This is a genomic window from Crassaminicella profunda (genome assembly GCF_019884785.1).
GTDB classification, from domain to species: domain Bacteria; phylum Bacillota; class Clostridia; order Peptostreptococcales; family Thermotaleaceae; genus Crassaminicella; species Crassaminicella profunda.
Map to the genome: position 1 here is coordinate 4,283,848 of NZ_CP082326.1, position 16,072 is coordinate 4,299,919.

At 29.7% G+C, this 16,072-nt stretch carries 16 protein-coding genes; 9 read left to right on the top strand and 7 right to left on the bottom strand.

The window, feature by feature from the left end; genetic code table 11:
• Positions 1-7: 7 nt before the first annotated feature.
• The 7 genes from K7H06_RS19715 to K7H06_RS19740 all read right to left on the bottom strand — a co-directional run bounded on the left by K7H06_RS19715 (position 8) and on the right by K7H06_RS19740 (position 7,226).
• Complete coding sequence (locus K7H06_RS19715) at positions 8-211, bottom strand: hypothetical protein (protein ID WP_223037705.1); 204 nt, start codon at positions 209-211, stop codon at positions 8-10.
• Between the two features lie 176 nt (positions 212-387).
• Positions 388-513 carry a hypothetical protein gene (locus K7H06_RS21465; protein WP_281426022.1) on the bottom strand — a complete coding sequence of 42 codons (126 nt, stop codon included), beginning with the start codon at positions 511-513 and terminating at the stop codon, positions 388-390.
• 134 nt (positions 514-647) lie between these two features.
• Complete coding sequence (locus K7H06_RS19720) at positions 648-2,573, bottom strand: ABC transporter permease (protein WP_223037706.1); 1,926 nt, start codon at positions 2,571-2,573, stop codon at positions 648-650.
• Positions 2,560-3,324: an ABC transporter ATP-binding protein gene (locus tag K7H06_RS19725; RefSeq protein ID WP_223037707.1), complete on the bottom strand. Its 765-nt coding sequence runs from the start codon at positions 3,322-3,324 to the stop codon at positions 2,560-2,562. The genes K7H06_RS19720 and K7H06_RS19725 overlap by 14 nt, the downstream gene beginning before the upstream one ends.
• 55 nt (positions 3,325-3,379) lie before the next feature.
• Entirely contained in the window at positions 3,380-5,350 is a 1,971-nt protein-coding gene (locus tag K7H06_RS19730) for an ABC transporter permease (protein WP_223037708.1), read from the bottom strand.
• 62 nt (positions 5,351-5,412) lie between these two features.
• Entirely contained in the window at positions 5,413-5,913 is a 501-nt protein-coding gene (locus K7H06_RS19735; RefSeq protein WP_223037709.1) for a transglycosylase SLT domain-containing protein, read from the bottom strand.
• A gap of 281 nt (positions 5,914-6,194) precedes the next feature.
• The gene (locus tag K7H06_RS19740) at positions 6,195-7,226 is read right to left on the bottom strand and encodes a sensor histidine kinase (protein ID WP_223037710.1); all 1,032 of its coding nucleotides are present in this window, start codon (positions 7,224-7,226) and stop codon (positions 6,195-6,197) included.
• A gap of 333 nt (positions 7,227-7,559) precedes the next feature.
• Here K7H06_RS19740 and murI point away from each other — a divergent pair, with 333 nt between their 5' ends.
• The 9 genes from murI (at position 7,560) to K7H06_RS19785 (ending at position 16,072) form a co-directional block, all read left to right on the top strand.
• A complete protein-coding gene (gene murI / locus K7H06_RS19745; RefSeq protein ID WP_246637585.1) occupies positions 7,560-8,330 on the top strand; it encodes a glutamate racemase in 771 nt (256 codons plus the stop codon).
• A gap of 177 nt (positions 8,331-8,507) precedes the next feature.
• Positions 8,508-10,061, top strand: coding sequence for an HD domain-containing phosphohydrolase (locus K7H06_RS19750; protein WP_223037711.1), 1,554 nt, complete (start codon positions 8,508-8,510; stop codon positions 10,059-10,061).
• A gap of 97 nt (positions 10,062-10,158) precedes the next feature.
• The gene (locus K7H06_RS19755; protein ID WP_223037712.1) at positions 10,159-10,587 is read left to right on the top strand and encodes a DUF1893 domain-containing protein; all 429 of its coding nucleotides are present in this window, start codon (positions 10,159-10,161) and stop codon (positions 10,585-10,587) included.
• 274 nt (positions 10,588-10,861) lie between these two features.
• Positions 10,862-11,395 carry an ECF transporter S component gene (locus K7H06_RS19760; protein ID WP_223037713.1) on the top strand — a complete coding sequence of 178 codons (534 nt, stop codon included), beginning with the start codon at positions 10,862-10,864 and terminating at the stop codon, positions 11,393-11,395.
• A gap of 159 nt (positions 11,396-11,554) precedes the next feature.
• Complete coding sequence (locus tag K7H06_RS19765) at positions 11,555-12,121, top strand: HDIG domain-containing metalloprotein (RefSeq protein ID WP_223037714.1); 567 nt, start codon at positions 11,555-11,557, stop codon at positions 12,119-12,121.
• A gap of 229 nt (positions 12,122-12,350) precedes the next feature.
• Positions 12,351-12,848, top strand: coding sequence for an AbrB family transcriptional regulator (locus tag K7H06_RS19770; RefSeq protein ID WP_223037715.1), 498 nt, complete (start codon positions 12,351-12,353; stop codon positions 12,846-12,848).
• 549 nt (positions 12,849-13,397) lie between these two features.
• Positions 13,398-14,225 carry an ABC transporter permease gene (locus tag K7H06_RS19775; RefSeq protein ID WP_223037716.1) on the top strand — a complete coding sequence of 276 codons (828 nt, stop codon included), beginning with the start codon at positions 13,398-13,400 and terminating at the stop codon, positions 14,223-14,225.
• A gap of 1 nt (position 14,226) precedes the next feature.
• Complete coding sequence (locus tag K7H06_RS19780) at positions 14,227-15,009, top strand: ABC transporter permease (RefSeq protein WP_223037717.1); 783 nt, start codon at positions 14,227-14,229, stop codon at positions 15,007-15,009.
• A 16-nt stretch (positions 15,010-15,025) separates the two neighbouring features.
• Positions 15,026-16,072 (top strand): ABC transporter ATP-binding protein, encoded by a 1,047-nt coding sequence (locus K7H06_RS19785; RefSeq protein ID WP_223037718.1) that lies wholly within the window; start codon positions 15,026-15,028, stop codon positions 16,070-16,072.

Here is a 16,072-nt window from a genome sequence, read left to right on the forward strand (position 1 = left end):
AGCCACCTCATCCAGTTGACCATATATTTACTAGAGTAAATTTTTTATCTTCAAAGATTTTGTTAGATACATCTTGATCATTTATATCTTTTAAACTAAACTCGGGCATAGCTTTTAAGTCACTTAGTGAAGCTTGAGAATCTTTTTTTCCACAGCCTGCTATACTCATACCTATTGTAAGGATTAGTATCAAAACAACTATTTTTTTCATCATTTCACCTCCTAGTGTAGACATATAAGATCCATATTTAATGGAATATACCTTTTTTAGTATGCATCTTCATATCTAATGTTAGAATTTATATTGTATAGATCATAATATTTGTGTTTTCATGAAATAATATTTTATTGTGTAATGCTTATAAAGCTTTAAAAAGGTCTTTTATATTATGAAAGAAAGAAACGTGACAAGGATTCTACAATGGTATCGGATTTTACTATTAAATCAAAACTTCCTCTCATAATTCCCATGCTCATAACCATTAAAAGTGTAAAAATCATCTTTTTTTTCATAGCTCATCCCTCCATAAATTTCATATTATATACTTCTATTTTAAATAAATTTTATCATATTATCCATTGATTTAGCTTACAAAACAAAAACCGTACCTTACATTTTTGTAAGGTAGGCTGATAGGAATTACCGTCTATAGGTTTGCAATTTTATTATAAGAATTTACGGTGAGTATATAATATACAAAATAGATCATAGTATATGGAAGAATAGTCAGTAAAGTTGGAATCCATAAAGTTGTATTAAATAATCTTCCTAAAATCAGTAGAGCGACTATGCTATGGCTTATACCTATTGCTAAGGGTGCTAAAAAGATCATTAATACTTGTTTTGCGATGGAACGCTTTATTTCTTTTTTGTGAACGCCTATTTTCTTTAAGATGGTATATTTTTGGCGGTTTTCATGTGCTTCAGTTAATTGCTTAAAATAAATAATACTACCGGTAGCAATTAAAAAGACTAAACCTAAGAAAATACCCACAAATAGAATCATCCCCATAAATTTTAATATTCCTTGTGTATCTGCATAATAAGCCATGAGATCTACTTCATTGGGAAGGGACCGAATCAATTCTTTTGTTAATGCATGACTATTATTTTTGTTATCAATTATATATCCTTTTTCTCGAATGATATGATTCTTTATATAATATTTTTCATAAATGGTATCATCTACAACAAAGGTTGTTTGACCATACCGATCATTCATTGTAGGATATTTGAAATATTCTTTGATTTTTAGTTGTTCTTTTTCATTATTTAAAGATATCTCTATTGTTTGACCGATCATTTTTTTTGCTTTAGCTATTTGTGATTTTGTTCGAGGATGATCTAATAGAATGATCTCTCTTTCATTTTTTAAAGATGCTTCAATATCTAAACCTTTTATTTGAGCCAGTTTATTGTATTTACTTTTAGATACAAGATAGATTGTTTTAGATTTTTGATCTTTTAATGTATTATTTTTATTGATGAATTTACCATTTATTTCAATGAATTCAACCTGAGCAGTATTTAATATTTTGTTTTCAGGATATTTTGAGATGATTTTTTCAACTTTTTCATCTATACTTTTATCATTTGTTATATAAGAATAGCTAAAAGGATACATGGTATCAAACATGTTATTAAAGTCATAGTAAAAACTATAGCAAGTACCTATAGCTGTTAAAGTAGAAGCACTTAAAATAGCTATAATAGAGAAGGTAAGTGCATTAGATTTTACACGATACAAAAGGTTAGAAGTACTAATCATATTTATTCCTTTATAATATTTCCTTTTATTATTTTTTGAACCTTTTACAGCTAAAATTAAAAAGAAATAAAAGAAAATAAATGTACCAACAATAGATGCTACTAAGGTAATAGGAATATTCATTAAAAAGGATGCAGAACTGGCCTCTGTCCTGAGACCTATCCCATAACCAGCTATTAAAATAATGATAGATAATATACTTAAGAACATAGACGTTTTTGGTTCTTTTTCTCCAATCTTTTCAGCTTTAAAAAGCTCAACGAGCTTGTACTTATAAATGATTCTATATCCATGAATAGAAGTAACAAAAAACAATAGGCCAAAAACAAGGATGGTACTAAAAAGGGCTTTTAAATTGATTGAAAAATCAACTGCTCCGAAAATACCCATGAATTTTGCTAAAATCATAATAAAAAATTTACAAAGAATACTTCCAAGGATCGTACCGATAAATAGAGCCAATATACCCATTACCAAATTTTCATAAAAAAGCATACTGCCAATTTGTTTTTTCTTCACCCCTAATAAAGAATAAAGAGCCATTTCCTTTTTCCTTTTTTTCATGAAAAAGCTTGTGGAATAAGAAATGAAGATTAATGAAAATATGGCAATGACAATAGATGCAAAATTAAATAAAACGAGAATTTTTTCATCCCCTTCAACAAAGCGTGCTACCTGATTATTATAGCGCATAGAGACAAATGTGTAATAAATCATTACATTAAATACAATAGATGCAAAATAGATAAAATAATGATAAAAGTTTCTCTTGATATTCTTTGTTGTTATACTAAATAAGGTCATTGGTATCTCCTCCAAGGGTTTTTAATACATCAAGAATCTTTTGGAAGAATTCTTTGCGAGAGCCACCTCTTACAAGCTCTGTAAAGAGTCGTCCATCTTTAATAAAAAGAATTCTTTTGCAGTAACTTGCTGCAAAGGCATCATGGGTGACCATCATAATGGTTGCTTGATTATTTTCATTTAAATCACTCAAGCATTGAAGGAGTTCTGATGATGATTTAGAATCTAATGCTCCTGTAGGTTCATCTGCAAGTATTAGCTTTGGGTTATGGATGATAGCTCTTGCTGCTGCTGTTCTTTGTTTTTGCCCGCCAGATATTTCATAAGGATATTTGTTCAATAAATCTGTAATGCCTAAAATATTTGATACGGTATTTACCTTTTTTTCTATTTCTTTAACGGAAACTTTTGAAAGGGCTAAGGGAAGTACAATATTTTCTTTAACCGTTAAAGTGTCCAAAAGATTAAAATCTTGGAAAATAAATCCTAATTTGTCTCTTCTAAAGGAAGATAATTTATCTTCATTCATTTTCACAATATCATCTCCATCAATATGAATGCTTCCTCCTGTAGGGCTATCGATGGTAGAAATTACATTTAAAAGGGTGGTTTTTCCTGCTCCAGAAGGCCCCATAATTCCTACAAATTCCCCTTCTTTGATGTCTAGAGATATATCATCTAGTGCAGGATAAATGTTTCCTCTTGAACCGTATACTTTTTTTACATTTTTAGCCGTTAATACATTTTTCATTTAGATTCCTCCTAAAAATTATTTTTAAATAGAATAAAGTAATTTGAATGATAAATTATTTTTCTGAATGGATAACTTTATAATAAGAATTCACAGTGAATATATAAAATACAAAATAAATAAGCGCATAAAGACCTGTACTTAATGAAAATGGAATCAATAAATTGACACCTTCAAATCGACCTAGGGTACCTAGATTCTTCAAGGCCATAAAGCTATGAACAATACCGACTACTAATGGTACAAGAAATACAAATAACATCTGTTTAGCAATAGATGCTTTAATTTCTTTCTTCTCTACACCAATCCTTTTTAAAATTTTATACCGTTCTTTCTCATTATGTGCTTCTGTTAATTGTTTAAAATAAATAATACTTCCTGTAGCAAATAAAAATACTAATCCTAAAAAGGCACCAATGAAGATGAATAATCCATCTATTTCTAATAGCTGTTTGTAAACAGCGTAGAAAGAACTAAACCGAGCAGATTTAGGAATGATTTTTTCTAATGCTTTTGTTAAATCAGCACTATCTTTTTTATTGTCAATGATCAGTCCTTGGACACGATGAGATTCTCCAAGCGCAGCCAATTTTTCATATAGGGAATCCTTTACAATAACAGGGAGCCCATTTAAAAGATTTTTATTGATGAAAGAATGTTGTAAAATTTGGTTGATGGTAAGTTGCTTTTTTTGACCATTCAATGATATTTCCATGTTTTTCCCTTCAAGTTTAAATTTATCAGAAAACAGAGCATAATAATCATCTATAACTACTACTTGGTTTAAGTTATCTAGCTTGAGTTTTTCTTTGATGCCGTGTATTTTAGCAATTTCATTAAAAGTGCTTTCTGAAAGAATTGCAACTTTGTGTTCACTCTTTTTTTTATCATAATTATAAGCAAAGAGGGCAGGAGGAATATATTTAGAATGAAGAACCTCCCCATCAAAACGGGTTGCTTGGATAGATATTTTATCCAGTAATGGATTTTCAGGATATTCTAAAAGAGTTTTTTCCACTGCGTTCTCTAAAGTTTCATCTTGATAAACATAAGCATAATCAAAAGGTGCAGATAAGGATGCATTATTTTCGTTATTGTAATAAAGGGAATAAGTTGCTCCAATGGCACTTAGTGTGGTAGCACTAAGGATGGCAATGGTAGCAAGGGTTTTTCCGTTACTTTTAATACGATAAAGTAGCTGAGAAGTGCCAATCATGTTAATGCTTTTATAATATCTTTTTTTATCTTTTCTAGATAATTTGATAACAAATAATAGAAACGAAGAAAATAAAAGATATGTTCCTATGATAGTAAATGCTAAAGTTAAGAGCATTTTTATAAAAATATCAATTTTCAAATCAAAATCAAGGATCTTAAAAGAAAACCAATAACCAATTCCTATCAATAGGATTGAAAGGAAAGAAAGAATGATCGACGATTTTGGCTCTTTTTCTCTTCTCTTTTCTGATTTGAAAAGATCAATTAATTGAAAACGATAGATGATCCAATAACCATGAATAGATGTAATGATAAAAAGGATAAAGAATATACAAATGGTATTAAAAATGGCTTTTGTAGAAAGAAGAAAGCTTATATCTGTAGCATAGCCCATAAGTTTTAATAAAATCATTGCAAATACTTTTGATAGTAAACTACCAAGAGCTATTCCTATGAAAAGAGCAAAAGTACCCATGATCATATTTTCATAAAAGAGCATTTTTCCAATTTGTCTTTTTTTTACACCCATTAAGGAATAGAGTGCCATTTCTTTTTTTCTTTTTCTTGTAAAGAATGAATTGGAATACCCAATAAAAATAGCTGCAAAAATAGCAACGATAATGGCAGAACCACTCATGACATTATCGAGTTTAAAGGAATCTGCAGATTTACGGAGGACTTGTTCGTTGTATTGAATGGATGTAAAAGTAAAGTAAATCATAATACTGAATACCATAGAAGCAAAGTATAAAAAATAATTGTAAAAATTTCTTTTGATGTTTTTTATGGATATTTTCCAAAGTGTCATGATATCACCTCTCCTAATGATAGATTGAAGAGATTTCAAAAGAAACCTCTCAAATCTATTGTTTATTTTAGACTAATTCCATAAAGGATATTATATATATTTCTTGCATCTTTGCAGTTTTCCATATAACGATCTATTTCATCTTTATCTAGTTTTATACCACCAGATGCATGACGATTGCACCAGCCTTCGATGATCGTATCTATATTATCATTTTGTTTTGTTAACTTTCCTAAATACCAAGTACCTAGTTGGATATTAATGGAAGGATCTGCTAGCATTTTACCTTCAAAATTTTCCATACCCATTTCTTTTGCCCATTTTTTTGCAGCAAAATCTCTTATTTCCATTACCCCGGATTTTTCTCCTTTTTTATAACCTAGGGCTTTAAACCCACTTTGGTTTCTTATGATGGCTGCAACTAAAGCAGGATCAACATTATATTCAGCTGAATATTTTTTTATTTCACTTTGGTATTTTAGGGGATAGGCTGCTCGTCCTAAGAATAAAAAACCAGATATTAGAATAGCAATAACTACAAACAATATAATAAATTTTTTCATTGATAAAAAACCTCCATTTTTTTAGTGTATAGGTTGATATGATTTCTACTTTTGATTGAATATATTAAGTGAGAGTATACAATTTAGGTATAGGAAAAACCCCATTACTATTTTGTATGTTTAGTTTTACTGAATGAATTTAGTAGATCTATAGTTAAAAAGTTCATGAACTTATAGCTTTATTGTACATAGAATGAAACGTGCTATCCATTCATTTACCTAACAAAACAAAGGATTAAACTTACATTTTTGTCACATAAAAAAGCTGTAACCTATAAAGATTACAGCTTTGATACATTAAAATAATCAATGAGCTTTGGAAAATGAATAGTTACTTTTGTATATTTTCCAAACTCAGATGTAATTGTAAGATCATGTCCTAATTTTTTAGAAAGTTTCTTTGCTAAATAAAGCCCCATTCCTGTAGATTGATAGTTTTCACGACCTATATGACCTGTAAAGCCTTTATTAAAGACCCTTGAAAGATCTTCATTTTTAATGCCAATACCATTATCTTCAATGATGAGACGTTTTTCTTTTTTATCTTTTTGTGTATATATTTTTATGGAGCCTTCTTTGTCTGTATATTTCAATGAATTAGATAAAATTTGATCAATGATAAAGGAAAGCCATTTTTTATCGGTGGTTACAGTTGCATCCATATTGTCCATTTTAAAGCTTATTCCTTTGCTGATGAATGTTTTTGCATTCTTTTTTATAATATCTTTTATAACTTTTTCTAATTGGATCTCATGAATAAAATAATCCTTTGAAAAAGCATCTATTCTTGAATAATAAAGAGCTCTTTCTACATGAGCTTCTATTTTATCTACTTCTTCTTCTAAGCTGTTTAATACTTCATCATAAGGTTCCCTACTATTTTCAATAATAAGTCTACTTGTAGCAATAGGTGTTTTCACTTCGTGGACCCATGAGGTAATGAATTCGAGATTATCCCTTTTTTCTTCTTGCAATGCTTTGATTTTTTCTTCCTCTTCAAGATAGGCTTTATATAGAAGATTGTGATACAAGCGTTGCTCATTATTAATCGGCGTAGGTAGAGCACTAAGTACATTCGTATCTTGTTTTTCAATGATTTCAGAAATATTTTCATAATATCTTTTATAGAATAAGTAGCCAACAATAATGTAAATACAAAGAAAGACAAAAGAAACGAAATGAATATAAAGGATATTGCTGATGCTTACCTTTACTGTATGATCTAAATAGATGACAGCAGAGATAAAAGTCATTAGAATAAAATAAAACAAAAAGAAATGTCTTTTATCTAGGAGATATTCTTTTAACTTCATAGGATCAACCCCCTGTCTTTTTTTATTAAATAAATGAAATTTTACTTATTTATGTTCCATAAGATTACTATATATTCATATTTATTGCAATAAAACTTTTATTTTTCTAGTTGTGGTAGAATAAAAAATAGGATAATAGGAATAAATTGGAGGTTACAATGAAATAAAAACCGTATACAAGGTTGACTATAGATTAGAAATATAACCTTTATTTTCATAGAATATAAGTAAAGAAAGCTAAATTTTATAGATATATATCTTTGGTGCAAACATGTATAGAAATCTGCAATTATGATATAATATTTTATCATAAGCTTTTAGGAGGGTAATAACGTGAAAACTTTACCTATTGGTGTATTTGATTCAGGAATGGGTGGAATTAGTGTATTAAGTGAAATGAGAAAATTAATGCCTCAAGAGGATTATATATATTATGGAGATTCAAAAAATATTCCATATGGAAAGAAAACGAAAGAAACATTACAAGAGCTTTGCTTTCAAATAGGGGATTATTTTATAGATAGAGGTGTTAAAGCAATTGTCATTGCCTGTAATACAGCTACTAGTGCTGCGGTAAATGAGTTTAGAAAAAGATATGATATTCCTATAATTGGAATAGAGCCAGCTCTAAAACCAGCTGTTGAGAGTTATGAAAAGGGTAAGATCGTTGTTTTAGCTACGGAGGTTACCTTAAGAGAAGAGAAATTTAGCAATTTAATGAATCAATATACAAATCAAGCAGAGATTATCAAACTGCCTGCACCAAAGCTTGTAACTCTTGTAGAGCAGGGAATCATCAATGGAAAGGAAGCAGAGGATGCTATAGGAGAGCTTTTTGAAAATTTAAATATAAAAGAAGTTGATTCTATTGTATTAGGGTGTACCCATTATCCTTTTTTAAAGGAACCATTAAAAAAGGTATTAGGAGAGAAAATTACACTTATTGATGGAGGTCTTGGAACGGCACAGCATCTTAAAGATATTCTTTATGAAAGAGGATGGTTAAGGAATAGTAGTGAAAAGGGATGTATTGAGATTATTAATTCATCTAATGATCAAAGGATGATAGAACTTTCTCATAAGCTATTAGATGTGTATAGGTAATTCAATAGGAATATCAAATGAGGAATAATACAGTTTGAAAAATACTGTGTTATTTTTTTTATTAAACTAGGATGAAAAAATAGGAAATCCTATCCAAGCAAAAAAGGAAGGGAATTAAAAGAATATGTCGAAATTATAAAGGAGATGTCTAGTATAAGCAAAAGAGGTGCTTATTAGATGAAAACAAAAACAAAGATTATTATTTCAATTATTTTGATCATAACATTGGGAGTAGTAGGTGTAATTATTCAAATAAACCATAGTATGGAAGACTCAGAAAATACAATTCTTGATGCTTATGCTAATGCTAGAATAAGTGTGATCGACCATTATTTTAAAAAATCTTCTCAAGAATTGAAAAATCGGGTATTCGACAATGCTTATTGGGATGATGCTGTGTATAATTTAGAAAATGAGAATAAAGAGTGGTTGAAAGAAAACATTACACAGTATTTATATGAACAGCCTACCTTTTGTATAGATATTGTATTTTTACAAAAAAATGATGGGAATTATGTGGAAGTGTATGGTGAAGGTGTGGAGGGTTATGATTTTACAGCTACCAATACATATAAAAAAGCCTTTCAAGAGAAAAAGATTCATCAAGAGTATTTAAATGTTTATGGAAGAACATATGAAATCGTCGCTGCACCTATTATTACGGATGATAAACAGACAAATGGCATATTGCTTTTAGGAAGAGTTATGGATGAAAAATTTTTAGAGGATTTATCTCAATTTATTATGTTTGATCTTGTAAAAGAAGTTCAAATAGTAAATAGTTATAGTGGAACAAATACGGTTAAGTATGATGGGGATTTAATGGAGTTGTATTATCCTATAAAGGATATAGAAAATAACAAAATCGCTTGGATTAAAATAGTTTATAATATAGCTATTTTTGATAAAATAAAGCTAAAAATAGAGAAGGAAATTATAGTAGATATTATACTTGTTGCAGTTGGTGTTGTAGGTATTATGATTGTAATTAGTAATAGGTTTATGAATATTATAGAAGAAATTATCAAACAAATTAATTCTATTGCACAAGGAAATTATAAAGAACGTTTAGAAGAAAAGGGCTCTCATGAAATGATAAGGCTTGCAAAAAGTATAAACACACTCTCTGAAGAAATAGAAAGAAGAATCAAAGAACAAGAGAACAATTATTTAGAATCTGTAAAAACTTTAGTCATGTCATTAGAAGTAAAGGATGCCTATACAAAAGGACATTCAGAAAGAGTTTCTTTTTACGCATATCATTTAGGAGAGGCTGTAGGATATAAAAATATAGACACTTTAGTAAATGCTGCATTAGTTCATGATATTGGGAAAATTGCCATACCTGAAGTTATATTGAATAAGCCAGGAAAACTTACAAAAGAAGAATATGAAATTATGAAAACTCATCCTGATCAGGGATACAAAATATTAGATGCTTCACATATGTTTAAAGATATTAAATATATTATAAAATATCATCATGAGCGATATGATGGAAAAGGGTACCCAGATGGTTTACAAGGAGAACAGATTCCATATGGAGCAAGAATTTTAGCGGTAGCAGACGTGTTTGATGCTTTGACTAGTAATAGAGCATATAGAGAGGCAATGTCTGTAGGTGAAGCTATGGAAATTATAAAAAAGGATACAGGTACGCACTTTGATCCACTTTTAGTAGAGGCCTTTAAAGAAATTATTTATGAGTTATATAGAAAAGTTAATTTATAAGTATAGTAACCTATCCTGATAGGGGAGGTTTGCCATTGTCAGAGTAACTAAAATTTGATATTCTATAAAAGAATGCATCTATTTAGGAGTTGAACCTATGAAGGATATTAAATTAGCTAAGGAAGTTTTAGAAAAAGAATCATTCACTTTAGTGATTGTTAAAGAAGGAAAAGTAATATTTTCTAGTGAAGATAAAGGCATTAAACCTATGTATACGGCTGTAGTTAGTATGAAAGAAAAACTTAAGGGTGCCAGTGTAGCTGACCGAGTAATCGGAAGAGCTGCTGCCATGCTATGTGTCTATGGGAATATTAAAGAGTTGCATACAAAGATTATTTCAGAGAGTGCTGTGAGCGTATTAGAAAATACCAATATCTTATTTGAGTATGAAAAAAAATCTACATATATAAAAAATAGGGACAAGACAGATATGTGTCCAGTAGAAAAACTATCACAAGATATAGATCATCCTATATATTTGATAGAAAGAATACAAAGCTTTTTAGAAAGTATAAAAAAGAAATAAATAAGTCTTATATCAAAAGAGCTAGGATAGTACATGTAAAAGTGATATAATGTAAACATATATGAATAATGATATGAAATCATTGTTTTGAGAATGAATTCTCAATAAGTTAAGAATCAGTAAATGTTTATATGAGACTATATTGAATATGATAACTATATATGGGTTCCATATTTTTGTGCATTAAAGTAAAATAAATATGATGAAGAATAAAACCATGAAGGTATTTCCATAAAGGAAGCTTTCATGGTTATTTTTTTGAGGAGGAATAAAAATGAATCAAAATGCAAAAACAAAGGATTTGATGTTGAGTGGATTATTACTTGCTATGGGGATTTTACTACCTATGTTTTTTCATAGTGTAGGAATAATGGGGAAAGTATTTTTACCTATGCATATTCCTGTTTTAATAGGTGGTTTTGTATTATCTCCTTATTTAGCATGTATTTTAGGGGTTATAACTCCCCTCATTAGTGGAGCCCTTACAGGGATGCCTATTATGTTTCCTATGGCAATCATTATGGCCTTTGAATTGGGGACTTATGGATTGATGACTTCTTTAGCTGTGAGAAAGATGAGACTTTCTGTTATTCCATCTCTTATAATTGCTATGATATCAGGAAGAGTTATAGCAGGAGTTGTAGTATTTTTCTTAGCTCAATTTTTTGGTCTTAAAATGAATCCAATCCTTTTTATTAAAGGAGGAATATTAACAGGACTTCCTGGAATAGGTGTTCAATTAATATTGATCCCTTCAATAATCTATGGATTAAAAGGGATTATTAGAAAAGAAGGTATAAGAGTATAAGCAGTTTAATTGGGTTGAGTGCATAATCACTCAACTCTTTTTATTTAGTAAGGAAGTATTTTCTTGAAAAAAGTGTATAAAAGTTGAATTTTATTCTGAATTGTATTAAAGTTTAAATAAGTATAAATGATTCATTTTTGTTAGAAAGGGGCAATATACATGATTAGTAGAGAAAAAGCATTTGAGTTATTAGAAGAATACACAAAATCACAAAGCTTGATAAAACATGCGTTAGCTGTTGAAGCAGCAATGATGGGATATGGGAAAAAGTTTGATGAAGATGTAACCTATTGGTCAGTCTGTGGATTATTACATGATGTAGATTATGAAATTTATCCAGAAGAGCACCCTTTAAAAGGAGCTGAAATTTTAAGAGAAAAGGGATATCCAGAAGATTTAGTACTTGCTGTTAAGGGGCATGCTGATTCAGCTAATACTCCTAGAGAAACTTTAATGGCAAAAGCTTTATATGCAGTTGATGAATTATCAAGCTTTATCGTAGCTGTAGCCTTAGTAAGACCCAATAAATTTGAAGGATTGAAAGTAAAATCTGTTAAAAAGAAATTGAAAGATAAAGCTTTTGCAAAAGCAGTTGATAGAGATATTATTAAAAAAGGTGCTGAAGAGCTAGGCGTTGATTTAACAGAACATATTCAATTAATTATTGATGCGCTTGTGACAAGAGAAGAAGAGTTAAAAAAAGATGGATATAGCTTAATCAATTAATATAGATTTATTATAAACGGGATCAGCTTTTAGATATAAGTAGAAAGCTAAACCGTTTATTTTTTTGAGAGAAAAAGATAATATTTTAAAAAGAATCTTTAGAGTTATGCAGATTTATAAAAAAATATAATGAATCTTATCGTAATTTTAAAAATTGACCTAAAAGGATTATCTGATATAATGCTAGATAATAATAGAGGATTAGGTTGAAAGATAAGGAGAGGTGATGATGGATAAAATTTTTTATACATTAGTGGTAGCGGGTATTGGAGGATTTGCTGGAATAAAGTTAAAAATTCCTGCAGGGGCTTTTGTGGGTGCCATGATTGCTGTAGCAATATTTAATATTTATACAGAAACAGGCTCCATCCCTTCTAGTTTTAAAATTATAGCACAAATTGTTGTAGGCGGTATGATTGGTTTAAACTTTACTATGGAGACGATTCATGGATTGAAAAGTTTAATTTTACCAGCCTTTATTTTAGTAGTAGGATTAACGGTTTTTAGTGTAGCTTTGGGATTTATTATTTCAAAAATTAGTGGGATTGATTTAATTACATCCCTTTTTAGTTGTTCCCCAGGAGGCCTTACAGATATGGCACTAATATCGGAAGCCTATGGAGCACAAACCCCTAAAGTAGTATTATTACATTTAATGAGATTGATTACAGTAATTACTGTATTGCCTGTTGTAATCAAATTGTTTGCACAATATGTAAAATCTTAAGGGAGAAAAAGAAATAACAAAAATGGGTAGACTATAAGGATATTAAGAAAATTTGTTAAATCAAAGAGGGTAGGGCCTGGTGTATAAATATTGGGCTCTTTTTGTATGAATAAAAAAGTGGATATAAGGCAAAATAAGATTTTTAAAATAGTTTTTTTTAAAACCCATAAAACACGAACATTGTTTCGAGGGGCTTTCTTGTGAAAAATATATATTACAAATGAAATAAAATAATATATGTGTATATTTTTAAAATATATAAATAGAGAATTTGTAAAAAAGCTAGGGAATATTTGGTTAAAAAAGGTTTTTATAAGTAAACATTGAAAATAAACCATGTATAAATATTTTTATAAATGATAAATAACAAGTTTTTTCTTGACGTGAATAGGGGACGATGCTATACTGAACGTGAACATTCCAGAAAACCACAAAAGAATAGTTCGTGAATAGGGGCGAGTATTAGAAATTCAATTATTTTCAAAAATTTAAATTTGAGAAGTTTTCCAAGAAAGATTTTTTGTAAAGAAAGAGAAAGGGAGAATTTTTATGAATAAAAGGTGGTCATACATATTATTAGTGCCTGGTTTATCTCTGATTAGTATTTTTTTAATCTTACCACTTATCTATACGATTATTCCAACATTTATAGGGGAGAGCGGTGTTACTTTTCAGCAGTATATATCCTTTTTTAAGGATGCATACTATGTACAAATTTTCAATAGAACATTAAAAATTGCAGCTATTACATCTATTATTGCTATGATTTTAGGGGTTCCAGTTGCTTATTTTATTTCTAGAACCAATAAAAAAATAAGAGGAGTTATGATTGCTTGTACAGTTTTTCCCTTGTTAACCAATTCTGTTGTCCGTTCTTTTGCATGGATGACCATACTCGGGAAAAATGGGATTATTAATAAACTATTCCTGAACATACATATGATTGATGAACCTTATAAGCTTCTTTATACGGAGTTTGCTATTATAGTAGGTACGGTATATTTATTTTTACCTTTAATGATCGTTTCTTTAGTAGGGGTAATGGAGAATATAGAAAATGATTTATTAGAAGCTGCTGAAAGCTTAGGGGCAAGTAGACTGACTGCGTTTTTTAAGATTATATTTCCACTGAGTGTGCCTGGTCTTATTGTAGGAAGTGTTCTTGTTTTCACAGGGGCTTTAACAGCTTATACGACTCCTCAATTATTAGGAGGAAACACCAATATGGTATTATCTACATTAGTTTATCAAAAAACCATGACTCTTGGAGATTGGACAGGGGCATCAGTGGTTGCTACAATTATGATTTTTACCACATTAACCGTAATATTTTCTATTAATAAGTTAGCCAAGAAGCTAAATGAAAGAGGTGTTTAGGATGAAGCAGAATAAATGGTTAACCATGTTTGTTTTTCTAGTTTATAGTTTTTTATTTGCGCCACTAGTGATCATCTTCATAACTGCTTTTGGACCAGATGAGTACATAGCCTTTCCGCCAAATGGATTTAGCCTTCGATGGTTTGTAAATATTTTTACATCAGATATGTTTATGAGAACTTTTGCCATGAGTATACAAATAGCCGTATTGGCAACTCTATTTGCTTTGCTTTTAGGTATTCCGGTTGCTTATACACTAAGTAGATTTGATTTTAAAGGAAGAGCGGTTATCAAAAATATATTCTTTTCACCGGTCATTGTACCTGGAATTGTTTTTGGTTTTTCTTTATTCAATTTTATTATAATCAAATTGAGGCTGCCTATTTATACGAGTTTATTAATCGCACATATAGTTGTAATTATACCTTATATTATTCGAGTTGTTGCTTCAAGTTTGGAAAACTTTGATTATTCCATAGAGGAAGCAGCTATAAGCTTAGGGGCAAGTAAGGTGAAAACTTTTTTTATGGTGGTACTACCCAATATTACTTCAAGTGTTATCGCAGCTTTTATGTTAGCTTTTATTAATTCCTTTAATAATGTACCTGTATCTATTTTTTTGACAGGTCCAGGAGTGAGCACATTACCTATTCAAATGATGAGTTATGTAGAATATTATTATGATCCTACGGTTTCAGCTTTGTCAGTTGTTTTGATGCTTATGACCATGGGAATTATGTTTATTGTTGAGCGGACTTTAGGACTTAGTTATTTTTCAAAATAAAGGTTGGAGGTATATTATGTCATTAATTAATTTAAAGGATCTTACAGTTTCTTATGATGGAAAGACAGATATATTAAAGAAATTAAATCTTCAAGTAGAAAAAGGACAATTGGTTTCTTTGTTAGGACCTAGTGGATGTGGGAAGACTACTACATTAAGAGTAATAGCAGGGTTCATAGAACCAACGAAGGGACAGTTTATATTTGATGATAAAGATTACACAAATATTCCTGTGCATAAAAGGAATTTTGGACTAGTATTTCAAAGTTATGCCTTATTTCCCCATTTAACAGTATTTGAGAATGTTGCTTTTGGATTAAAAATGAGAAAAATGGATAAAAAAAGTATAACTCAAGATGTAGAGAAAATACTAAAGGTTGTAAATTTAGAAGCATATAGTGCTCGATATCCAAAGGAATTGTCAGGAGGGCAAAGACAAAGAGTTGCTATTGCAAGAGCATTAGTAATTCAGCCAGATTTATTACTATTAGATGAACCCCTTAGTAACCTAGATGCAAAATTAAGATTAAATATGCGTGTAGAAATTAGAAAATTGCAGAAACAATTAGGAATTACCACTGTTTTTGTTACTCATGATCAAGAAGAATGTTTTTCTATTTCAGATAAGGTTGCTGTTATGAATGGTGGGATTATTGAACAATATGATGCACCAGAAAAGATTTATTCACATCCGGCAACAGAATTTGTAGCAAGGTTTGTAGGTTTTGAAAATTTTATAGAATTAAAACAAATTGGTGAGAATAACTATGTGTCAAAAGCAGGGATTCAATTTGTAAGTGATTTTGAAAAAGAAAATAGCAAGGAAGAAATAAAAGGAACCATTCGACCAGATGATATTCAAATCATAGATCATGCTTCTAGTGATTTAAATAATATGGTAAATGGAGAAATTGAAATCCGTACTTATTTAGGAAAAGAATATCAATATGCTGTAAATACAGCATTAGGAACTTTGATTGTGAACGGAAGCAATGATCAAAAATATAGTCAAGGAGACAAGGTAAGACTATACTTACCCTCAAATAAACTTATTTTAGTATAA

What these genes read in the sequence shown, in the direction of transcription:
- K7H06_RS19760 (WP_223037713.1), top strand. Translation starts at nt 10,862, where the DNA reads ATGAATCAAAATGCAAAAACAAAGGATTTGATGTTGAGTGGATTATTA.
- K7H06_RS19730 (WP_223037708.1), bottom strand. Translation starts at nt 5,350, where the DNA reads ATGACACTTTGGAAAATATCCATAAAAAACATCAAAAGAAATTTTTAC.
- K7H06_RS19750 (WP_223037711.1), top strand. Translation starts at nt 8,508, where the DNA reads ATGAAAACAAAAACAAAGATTATTATTTCAATTATTTTGATCATAACA.
- K7H06_RS19775 (WP_223037716.1), top strand. Translation starts at nt 13,398, where the DNA reads ATGAATAAAAGGTGGTCATACATATTATTAGTGCCTGGTTTATCTCTG.
- K7H06_RS19770 (WP_223037715.1), top strand. Translation starts at nt 12,351, where the DNA reads ATGGATAAAATTTTTTATACATTAGTGGTAGCGGGTATTGGAGGATTT.
- K7H06_RS19720 (WP_223037706.1), bottom strand. Translation starts at nt 2,573, where the DNA reads ATGACCTTATTTAGTATAACAACAAAGAATATCAAGAGAAACTTTTAT.
- K7H06_RS19765 (WP_223037714.1), top strand. Translation starts at nt 11,555, where the DNA reads ATGATTAGTAGAGAAAAAGCATTTGAGTTATTAGAAGAATACACAAAA.
- K7H06_RS21465 (WP_281426022.1), bottom strand. Translation starts at nt 513, where the DNA reads ATGAAAAAAAAGATGATTTTTACACTTTTAATGGTTATGAGCATGGGA.
- K7H06_RS19755 (WP_223037712.1), top strand. Translation starts at nt 10,159, where the DNA reads ATGAAGGATATTAAATTAGCTAAGGAAGTTTTAGAAAAAGAATCATTC.
- K7H06_RS19715 (WP_223037705.1), bottom strand. Translation starts at nt 211, where the DNA reads ATGAAAAAAATAGTTGTTTTGATACTAATCCTTACAATAGGTATGAGT.
- K7H06_RS19735 (WP_223037709.1), bottom strand. Translation starts at nt 5,913, where the DNA reads ATGAAAAAATTTATTATATTGTTTGTAGTTATTGCTATTCTAATATCT.
- K7H06_RS19740 (WP_223037710.1), bottom strand. Translation starts at nt 7,226, where the DNA reads ATGAAGTTAAAAGAATATCTCCTAGATAAAAGACATTTCTTTTTGTTT.
- K7H06_RS19780 (WP_223037717.1), top strand. Translation starts at nt 14,227, where the DNA reads ATGAAGCAGAATAAATGGTTAACCATGTTTGTTTTTCTAGTTTATAGT.
- K7H06_RS19725 (WP_223037707.1), bottom strand. Translation starts at nt 3,324, where the DNA reads ATGAAAAATGTATTAACGGCTAAAAATGTAAAAAAAGTATACGGTTCA.
- K7H06_RS19785 (WP_223037718.1), top strand. Translation starts at nt 15,026, where the DNA reads ATGTCATTAATTAATTTAAAGGATCTTACAGTTTCTTATGATGGAAAG.